Here is a 10,450-nt window from a genome sequence, read left to right on the forward strand (position 1 = left end):
AAGATTTCTCGTCCTGGGTCTGCTCATGGCGCTGGTCGGCGGAATCGTCGGTCCGTCGTCGGGAGCAGTGCTCGAGGGCTGGTTCGCCCAGCGCGAGGCTCAGCGCCAGCTCGAAGAGGCGATGGCGGGCACTCCGCAGCAGGACTGGACGACCGCCGGCAAGGCCGCGGGGCGCATCAAGCACCGCGACCACATCGTCGACGACGGCGAGGCCAACACCGCCGAGGCGCGGTCTGAGCAGTCGAAGTACCCGCCCATCGCGCTGATGGGCCCGTGGTCGGAGCGCTCGAACGAGGGCAGGGTCCTCGACGCGCCGAAACCGCAGGTCAAGGGCTTCGACGAGAAGACGAGCCGGGAACTCCCGGACCGTCGTGACGAGCACAAGACCACCTACCGCAACGCGGACGGCACCGAGACCACCGTCTACTCGCAGAACCGGGCCAACTACCGGGACGGCGACGGCAGGTGGCAGCGCGTCGACACGAACCTCAAGCCGGACAACGGTGGCTGGCGCAACACGGCGGACGCCGTGACCACGCGGCTGGCCGGCCGCGCGGACGCCCAGCAGCTCGTGACGCTGGAGCTCGACCGCGACCACGCCATGAGCTACCGCCTGCAGGACGCGGCGCCGGCCGCCGGCCAGACCTCCGGCAGCGCGGTCACCTACCCCGGTGTGCGCGCGGAGTCCGACCTGCGGATCACCGCCACCCCCGGCGGCTTCAAGGAAGACCTCGTCCTGCACTCGGCCAACGCGCCGACGACGTGGCTCTTCCCGTTGCAGCTCAAGAACCTCAGCGCGAAGGTCGTCGACAACGCGGTCGTGCTGACCGACGGGAGGGGCACCGAGCGCGCGGTCATCCCGGCCGGCTTCATGACCGACAGCAACGTCGACGAGAACACCGGTGACCCGGCCACCTCGTACGGCGTGCGCTACGAGATCGTCGGCGGCAACACCCTGAAGGTCGACCTCGACCAGGCGTGGCTGAAGGACGGGAACCGCAAGTTCCCGGTCACGGTCGACCCCAGCGTGCTCGAACGCAAGGCCGCGACGAGCATGTACGTGCAGCGCACCGGCTCCTCCAGCTTCAGCAGGTCGGACGGTCTGGAGCTGAAGGTCGGCCACGCGTCCGGCGGCATCAACGCCACCACGTACCTGAAGTTCCCCGGCATCGAGAACGACCTGCGCGACCACCGGATCTTCGGTGCGCAACTGTTCCTGCTGAACTACTACTCCTGGTCCTGCCGCCCGGCGCCGATGAGCGTGCACCCGGTCACCCAGGACTGGAACGCGGGCCCCGGCCACAACTACCCCGGTCCCGGCGTGAGCGGCGCCATCGCGTCGAGCTCGTTCGCCCAGGGCTACCTCCCGCGCGGCGCCAACTCCTCGGCCTGCCCCGCGACCGGCCAGGCGATCAACCTCGGTGACGGTGGCCGCGACCTGGTCCAGCGCTGGGTCAACCACCAGCAGGCCAACTTCGGCCTGAGCCTGCGCGCGTCCGAGACCGACGCGTTCGGCTGGAAGAAGATCGCGGGCCACGGCAGCGCGGTCCCGCCGACCCTCTACGTCACCCACTCGCCGTACAACGCGAGCTACCACATCGAGAACGGTGTCCCGAGCCCGCCGGTCACGCGCAACCAGGACGGCGTGGTCAAGGTCAAGGTCACCAACCTGGGCAAGGACACCTGGCGGCCGGGCGAGTACTTCCTCGCGTACCGCCGGTTCGACGCCCGCGGTGGCTACCAGGCCGAGGTCGAGGCCGCGCAGGTCCCGCACGACGTGCCACGCGGCCAGTCCGTGACGCTCGACGCGAAGATCGGCCGGATCGAGCCCGGCCAGTACAGCCTCGAGTTCACCATGGTGCACAAGGGCGTCAAGGTCTTCACCGACGAGCAGGTGGCGCCCGCGCGCCTCGGCCTGCAGGTGTTCGACGTGCCGCCGATCGTCACCGGCCAGTACCCGCCGAACGGTCACTCCGCGCCGTCGCTGGAGCAGCAGCTCTGGGTGAACGCGACGGACGTCGACGCTCCCGGCGGCTCCACCCTGAAGTACCGCTTCGAGATCTGCGAGGCGGACAAGGAGAACAAGCCGATCGGCGGCTCCTGCTTCGACTCCGGCCGCGTCGACCGTCCCACGTGGACGATCCCCAAGGGCAAGATCCGCTGGAGCAAGACGTACCTGTGGCGCGCGTTCGCGTTCGACGGCAACTCCGAGAGCGAGGCGCTGCCGTTCAGCGCCCTGCTGACGAACGTGCCGCAGCCCGAGGTGACCTCGCAGATCGGCGCCGCTCCCTACAGCGGCGGTGACCGCGACTTCAACCCGGTCAACGGCAACTACACCTCGGCGGCGATCGACGCCTCCCTCGCCACGGCCGGGCCCGACCTGACCCTGGCGCGCACCTACAACAGCCTTGACCCGCGCCGCGACCTCGCGTTCGGCTCCGGCTGGGTGTCCCGGCTCGACATGCGCGTCGTCGAGGACACCGACGGTTCCGGCAACGTCGTCGTCACCTATCCGGACGGCCAGACCGTGCGGTTCGGCGCGCACCGCAACACCGACGGCACGTTCGACCGCACCTACGCGCCGCCGCCCGGCCGGTTCTCCACGTTCTTCCTGGAGACCATCGACGGCTCCGAGACCTGGGTGCTCATCGACAAGGCGGCCAACCAGTACAAGTTCCGCAAGCTCGACGGCCGGCTGATCGAGATCCACGACGCGCACCGGCGCGGCGTGAAGCTCACCTACGGCCTGCCCGACGTCGGCCCGACCCGCATCACCAGCACGGTGAGCAACCGCCATCTGCGCCTGGAGTGGGGCACCAACAAGCACGTCAAGCGCGCGTGGATCCAGGAGACCGACACCAAGGTCCTGGAGTGGAAGTACACCTACGACACCACTGACGTGCACAAGCTCCTCTCGGTCTGCAACCCGAAGAACGAGTGCACGAACTACGAGTACGAGCAGGGCTCGCACTACCGCAGCGTCGTGCTCGACTCGCGGCCGAAGCACTACTGGCGGCTCGGTGAGACCACCGGCGACAGCGCCCGCAGCGAGATCCTGACCAACCTGGGCAAGGACGCGGCCAAGTTCAAGGACGCCCAGCTCGGCAAGGTCAGCCCGATCGACGGCAACCAGAACCCCGCCGTGGGCTTCAACGGCACGTCGTCGGTCGTCGAGCTGCCGCGCGACGCGGTGCGCCTGAGCCGTGACGTCGCCGTCGAGCTGTGGTTCCGCACCACCGCCAACGGCCCGTTGCTCGGCTACCAGAACAAGGTGATCGGCGAGGACGCCGCGAACGGCGTGCCGATGCTGTACGTCGGCGAGGACGGCAAGCTGCGCGGCCAGTTCTGGAACGGCAGGGTCGCCCCGCTGACCTCCGCCGCCGCGGTCAACGACGGCAACTGGCACCACGTGGTGCTGACCGGCGCGGTCTCCAAGCAGCAGCTCTTCGTCGACGGCGTGCAGCAGGGCGGCGACCTCGACGGCGACATCGACCACGCCAACCTGAGCTTCGCGCAGCTCGGCGCCGCCTACGGGCCGGTCGAGGGCGACTGGCCGGGCTACGGCACGGGCAAGCGCCGGTTCTTCACCGGTGAGATCGACGAGGTCGCGGTCTACGAGCACTCGCTCGGCCTGCCCGCGGTCAAGGCGCACATCGCCGAGAAGGCACAGGCGCCGCACCTCACCAAGATCACGCTCCCGAGTGGACGGACGGCCAGCACGGTCGCCTACGACCACGGCAACGACCGGGTGCGCGAGGTCGTCGACGCCGACGGCGGCAAGTGGCAGATCGGCCAGCCGATCATGACCGGCTCCGAGGACAACCTGATCCGCACGATCCAGGTGACCGACCCCGGTGAGCGGCTGCACAGCTACGACTACGACGCGAAGCGCAGCAGGATCCTGCGCTACATCTCGCCGATCGGCATGAGCACGCGGCCGGAGGACCGGCTGCCGCAGCCCGCGACGCCGACGTCGAACCCGAACTGCCAGCCCGCGTCCGGGGTGGAGGACGGCGCGCCCGTCTTCTGCGTCGGCAAGGGCGGCACCACGCCGCCGCAGGTCGTCGACTCGAGCGGCAAGACGCGCGGCGTGCGGACCTACGACTACGACGCGTCCGGGTTCCAGAACACCATCAGCGACGAGCTGGGCAACCAGGTCAAGATGGTGAACGACGAGCGCGGCAACGTGAAGCAGACGACGAACTGCCGCCGCCACGGCACCGACTGCCACACCAGCTACGTCGAGCACTTCCTCAACCCGGCCGACTTCACCGACCCGCGCAACGACAAGGTGATCGGCGAGCGGGACGCGCGGTCGTCCGGCCCCACCGACAACACGTACCTGGACAAGTCCGAGTACGACGTCTGGGGCAACCTGCTCACCAGCACCGCGGCGGGCGGCCAGGTCGTGACCCACCGCTACTCGACGGAGAGCTCGGACGCGGCCGTCGACGGCGGCAACGTCCCGGCCGGCCTGGTGATGAGCACCGGCCAGACCGGTACCGGCCAGACCACCTACGGCTACTACCGCAACGGTGACCTCGCCTGGGCGAAGTCGCCGACCGGCCTCACCACGTCGTACAAGTACGACTCGCTCGGCCGCAAGATCGAGGAGACCGAGTCATCGTCGAGCACCCCGTCGGTGACGACGAAGTTCGCCTACGACGACCTGTCCCGCGTGGTGGCGACGACCGATCCCGGTGTCACCAACACGGTTTCCGGCGTCCTCCACACCAAGGAGACGCGCACCAGTTACGACGCCGACGGCAACCGCACGAAGCTGGAAGCCGTCGACCTGACCGGTGGGGACGCGGCGCGCGTCGCGACGTTCGGCTACGACGACCGCGGCCGCCTCGCGGAGGAGGTCGACGCCGAGGGCCGCAAGACCAGCCACGGCTACGACCACTTCGGCAACAAGATGTGGACGGTCACGCCGGGCGGTATCCGGACCGACTTCAAGTACACGGCCCGGAACAAGATCGCCGAGGTCTGGCTGCGCGGCTACACCGGTGACCCGGTCGACCCGACGAAGCCGAACGAGGACCAGAACGACCAGGAAGACGCCGACGCGCCCACGAAGCCGGGCAAGGACTCGCTCCTCGTCCACAGCTACCTGTACGACCTCGCGGGCCGGCTCTACGCCGACGTCGACTCGATGGGGCGCACGACCAAGTACGCGTACTACCGGGACAACTCGCTGCGCGGGATGGTCGCGGTCGGCGCGGGCCGGGACGCGGAGGGCAACCGCCGCGACATCACGGTGCAGGACAACGTCTACGACCCCGCCGGCCACCTCGTCCGGCAGACCGTCGCGGGCGGGCTCGTCACCGAGTACCAGGTCGACGCGGCCGGTCGTACCACGAAGACCGTGCAGGACCCCGGCGGTCTCGCCCGCACCACGACGCTGGCGTACGACGGCGCGGGCCAGGTCAAGCAGGTCGTCAGGACCGGTAACCCGTCGAACTACGTCCACACCGGCGGGTCGGTCACCGAGGTCGTCGAGTTCGAGTACGACGACTTCGGCCGGCAGACCAAGGAGATCGTCCACAAGGGATCGAACGAGCGGCTGGTCACCGAGCGGACCTACGACGTCTACGACCGGGTCAAGACCGAGATCGACCCGCGTGGCGTCGCGGACCCGGCTCGTCGTGCCGAGTACACCAACTCCTACACCTACGACGCGAAGCAGCAGCTCGTCCTGCTCACCGGTCCGCAGGTCCAGGCGGAGGAGAACGGCGCGGCCGCGACCACCACGCGCGGCAGGATCGCCAGCGGTTACAACACGTTCGGTCAGGTGACGCATCACCGCGACGCGAACAACCACACCACGCTGACGACCTACGACAAGCTCGGCCGGCAGGTGTCGAAGCGCTCGCCCGGCTACACCCCGCCCGGCGCGACCGAGGCGATCGTGCCCGAGGTCCGCACCGAGTACGAGCCGGACGGCAAGGTCAGCGCGGTGATCGACGCCGGCGGCGCGATCACCAGGTTCCGCTACAACCAGCTCGGCCAGCTCGTGGAGAAGGTGCTGCCCGCCGCGGACGCACCGACCCAGCCGGGCGCGAAGATGTCGTTCGTCCACACCCGCACCGGTGAGCTGCTGACCACGACGGACCCGTCGGGCGCGATCACCAAGAAGGTGTACGACGACCTGAAGCGCCCGATCGCCTCCACGACGATCGAACGCAAGCCCAAGGCCGCCGTGTTCACGTCGACGTTCGTCTACGACGACGCGGGCCGGATGGTGAAGTCGACCAACCCGACCGGTGACGTCACCGAGCAGGTCTACGACAAGCTGGGCCAGCGCATCCGCGCGATCGACCCGGACGGCGCCAAGACGGAGTTCGGCTACGACGGTGCCGGTCGCGAGACGCGCACGATCGACGGTGTCGGCCGCATCACCGACCGCCTGTACAACCAGGTCGGCTGGCTGACCGGCACGCTGAACATGGCGCCGGACGGCTCGTTCCTGCGCGGTGAGCAGCTCAAGCACGACGCCGTGGGCAACGTGATCGAGGAGATCGACGCGCTCGGCCGGTCCACGAAGTTCACCTACGACGCGGCCGACCGCCTGGTGAAGCAGGTGGAGCCGGTCTCGGCGACCGACTCGATCACCACGTCGTTCGGTTACAGCGCAACGGACCAGCGGACTCGCACGACCGACGGCCGTGGCAACTCGACCATCACGACGTACAACGCGCTGGGCCTGCCGGAGAAGGTGATCGAGCCGGCGACGGCGGCGCACCCCGGTGAGTCCGACCGCACCTGGACCACGACCTACGACAGTCGCGGGCTCGCGACCAAGGTCCAGGTACCGGGCGGCATCACGCGGGAACGCACGTACGACGCGCTGGGCAGGCTCCGCTCGGAGTCCGGTTCCGGTGCGGCGCACGCCACCCAGACCCGCACCCGTGACTACGACGAGCGCGGCCTGCTGGTCGGCGTCAACGCCCGCAACACCAAGAACGTCTACAGCTACAACGACCGCGGCCAGCTGCTGTCCGCGACCGGCCCGTCCGGTGACTCGTCGTTCGCCTACGACGCCGCGGGCAGGCTCACGTCGAAGACCGACGCGTCCGGCACCAACACGTTCACCTACCTGAAGGGTCGCCTGTCGACCGTCCAGGACGGCGTGACGAACGCGTTGCAGGCCTTCAGCTACAACGGCGCCGGCGACCTCGAGCGCGTGACGTACGGTCCGGACGCCATCCGGAAGTACGAGTACGACTCGCTGGGTCGCGAAGTCTCCGACAAGATCGAGACGTCGACCGGTGCGACGATCGGGTCGATCACCTACGGGTACGACCTGAACGACCAGCTGACGTCGAAGGTCACCACCGGCACCGCCGGGGCGTCCTCGAACACCTACGGCTACGACCACGCGGGTCGCATGACCTCGTGGACCTCCGGTGGTGTCACGACGGCCTACGAGTGGGACAAGTCCGGCAACCGGGTCCGTGCGGGCGACAAGGTCTCTGTTTTCGACGAACGCAACCGCCTTCAGTCCGACGGCGACTACACCTACACGTACTCGGCGCGTGGCACTCAGGAGTCGCGCACGTCGTCCGGTCTGACCGAGACGTACGGCTGGGACGCGTTCGACCAGGCCGTGCTGCGCGGCAGCACGTCGTTCACCTACGACGGCCTCGGCCGCATGATCGGCCGCAACGGCGGGACGTTCACCTACTCCGGCTTCGGGATCGACCCGGTGTCGGACGGCGAGTCGCTGTTCAGCCGCTCGGTCGACGGCTCACTGCTCGCCGTCGGCACCGGCACCGAGAAGAAGATGACCGTCAGCGACCGCCACGGTGACGTGATCGGCACGCTGCGGCCCGGTGGATCGTCCATTGAGGACTCCGTCGCGTACGACCCGTTCGGCAAGCGCATCGCCGGCTCCGGTCTGCGGGTCGGCTACCAGGGTGACTGGACGGACCCGGAGTCCGGCGAGGTCAACATGGGCGCCCGCTGGTACAACCCGTCGTCGGGTTCGTTCACCAGCCGCGACTCGATCAGCCTGCCGTCGTCGCCGTCGATCGCCATGAACCGCTACACCTACGGCGCCGGCGCGCCGATGAACTACGACGACCCGGACGGCCACTTCTTCGGCTGGATCGCCGACAAGGTGAGCAGCGGAGCCAAGGCCGCCTGGAACTGGGCCAAGAACGACGGCCTGAACTTCGTCAAGGAAGTCTCCGGCTACAACGACATCAAGGGCTGCATCACCAACCCCAGCTGGGGCGGGTGTGCCATGGCCGCGCTGAACTTCATCCCCGCCGGCAAGATCGTGAACCTCGCCGCCAAGGGCATCAAGGCAGGCGTCGGCCTGGTGAAGGCCACCAAGGTCGGCCGGGCGATGGACAACCTCGGCAGCGGCGGCTCGAAGCTGCTGCGCGGCGCCGGCGACATCCTGCGCGGTGCCGGCAAGATGATCACCGAGATCAAGTGGGTCAAGGTCGGCGGCAAACTCGTCAAGCAGACCGTGTCCCGCGTGGTCCGAGGCTCCGCCAAATACGGCGCGGGCGCGGCCAGAGCGGTAGCCAGATCCGCGGGCGACATCATCCGCGCGATGCCAGGCCACCAGTTCGCGAAGATGGCAGCCGAACAAGCGGCCAAGCGCATCCCGCCGTCGACCTTCGTGGCGCTGCGCAAGCCGATGGTCGCCGCCAAGGACCTGGTCGTGTCCTCGCCGTTCTCGCCGGCGAACATCGTCAGCCACGCTTTGGACAACGTGGTGGACGGTGGTGCGGTCCTGGACTTCTTCCGCACGATGGTGCTGAAGAACACCGATGACGTCATCAAGGAGGCCCCGGCTGCGGCTCGGATGGGCTCCGAGGTGGCGCAGGGTGCGGGCGCCAAGGTGGACGACTTCGCCCGGCCCGGTCGTTCGGGTGGCTCTTCGGCCGACGACCTGGCTGACGGTGCCGCGGGTGCTGCTTGTGATCTCTCTGCTCGCTTGGGCGTCACGAACAGCTTCGTGCCTGGCACGTTGGTGTTGATGGCCGATGGGTCGCGCAAGAAGATCGAGCACGTTCGGGCTGGTGACTGGGTTCTGGCCAAGGATCCGACCACTGGGAAGACCGGTCCGCGCAAGGTCACCGAGGTTCGGTCCAAGGTGTCGCTGCGGACCATGGTCGAGTTGACTGACTCGTCGGGCGGCAAGATTCAGGCGACCGATGAGCACCCGTTCTGGGTGGAGTCGGAGAAGCGCTGGGTCAAGGCTGTTGACCTGAAGCCTTCGTACCGGTTCCTGACTGCGGACAATCGGTCGGCTGAGGTCACGGGGACTCGGTCGTGGAGCGGGATCCAGAAGGTCCACAACTTCACGGTCGACGGGCTGCACACGTACTTCGTGGCGAGCTCCCGGGAGGCAGCGCCACTTCTCGTCCACAACGAGGACTACCCGGACCTCGGTGCCGGCTGCCCGATCAACCCGGTTCCCCGCGGTGCGGCAGGTAAGAAGGGCACGCCTTCCGAGGTGATCGCCGGTCCGGCGGGTTGGGATGCCGAGCGGGACATGGGCTCTCGACTCCAGCAGGCGTCGAACATGCTCAAGGGATGGTCGGTCAGCCATCGCAGCGGTGGCGCCCAGCGCACCTATGTCGCAGGTGTCCGTCAGTCGGACGGGGCGATAGCCTTCTCCGGGTCGGGCTCCCTCAAGGGGGGCTGTGGCTCGTCGCACTGTGCGGAGGGCAACGTCGTCCACCTGCTGGGCAACGACGCCACGGACGTGACCATGACGGCCGCGTACCAGGTCCAGCTCAACGAAGCGGGACTGTTCGCGCCGACGCGGAGGGATGTCTGCACCAAGTGCCAGGACGAGTATCCGAGATCGAACTTCGCTCGCGGTGTCCGAGGTGACCGGGGTGGCAGATGGTGAACGGGAGGACCCTGGAGTGAGCCTCGACCTCGTCAACCTGGAGATCAGCCGCTACGACTGGGCAGCCATGGAATGCGGCTGTGGCAAGTCGGCGCAACACCTCGTTGCCGACTTGCTGGCCATGTGCGAGGACGGGCAGGAAGCGCAGAACCTGTCGGATCATCTGCTGCCGGCGGCTGAGGTGCTCGTGGAACCGTCGCTGCCGGCTTTGCGGGTGCTGCTCGCGATCATCGCGAGCGAGCCACCAGGAGCCGACCTGTTCACGTGCTACTGGTTGGTGCAGGGTCTGGTCGGTGACAACGTCTCGCCTGGCGAGGACGACCTGGTGCCGGAACTCCGTGCTGCCGCACGGGAGGCACTGTGGTCGTTCTACGCCGAGATCCTGTCGGGGCGCAGTGTCAGAGTTGCCTCCACCGCCTTCGAGATCCTCCATCTGATCGACGGGGACTCCGATCGCCTGGAAAGCGTGCGCCTGACTGCTGGAGATCGACTGGCCGCGTACATCCACGCCGGGCAGTACGGGGAACGCGACTACTGAGCAGCACAGACTGGCCCCTCCGGCACCGCCGGAGG

The 10,450-nt window shown here is 68.3% G+C and carries 2 protein-coding genes; both read left to right on the forward strand.

The genetic code is table 11. The annotated features are described in order from the left end of the window. The first annotated feature begins 25 nt into the window (after positions 1-25). Complete coding sequence (locus tag ACRSBM_RS03750) at positions 26-9,877, forward strand: polymorphic toxin-type HINT domain-containing protein (protein WP_434439774.1); 9,852 nt, start codon at positions 26-28, stop codon at positions 9,875-9,877. Between the two features lie 16 nt (positions 9,878-9,893). Beyond that, the gene (locus ACRSBM_RS03755; RefSeq protein WP_434439776.1) at positions 9,894-10,415 is read left to right on the forward strand and encodes a hypothetical protein; all 522 of its coding nucleotides are present in this window, start codon (positions 9,894-9,896) and stop codon (positions 10,413-10,415) included. The last annotated feature ends 35 nt before the right edge of the window (positions 10,416-10,450 follow it).

This window comes from Lentzea xerophila (genome assembly GCF_051094245.1).
GTDB classification, from domain to species: Bacteria; Actinomycetota; Actinomycetes; order Mycobacteriales; family Pseudonocardiaceae; genus Lentzea; species Lentzea xerophila.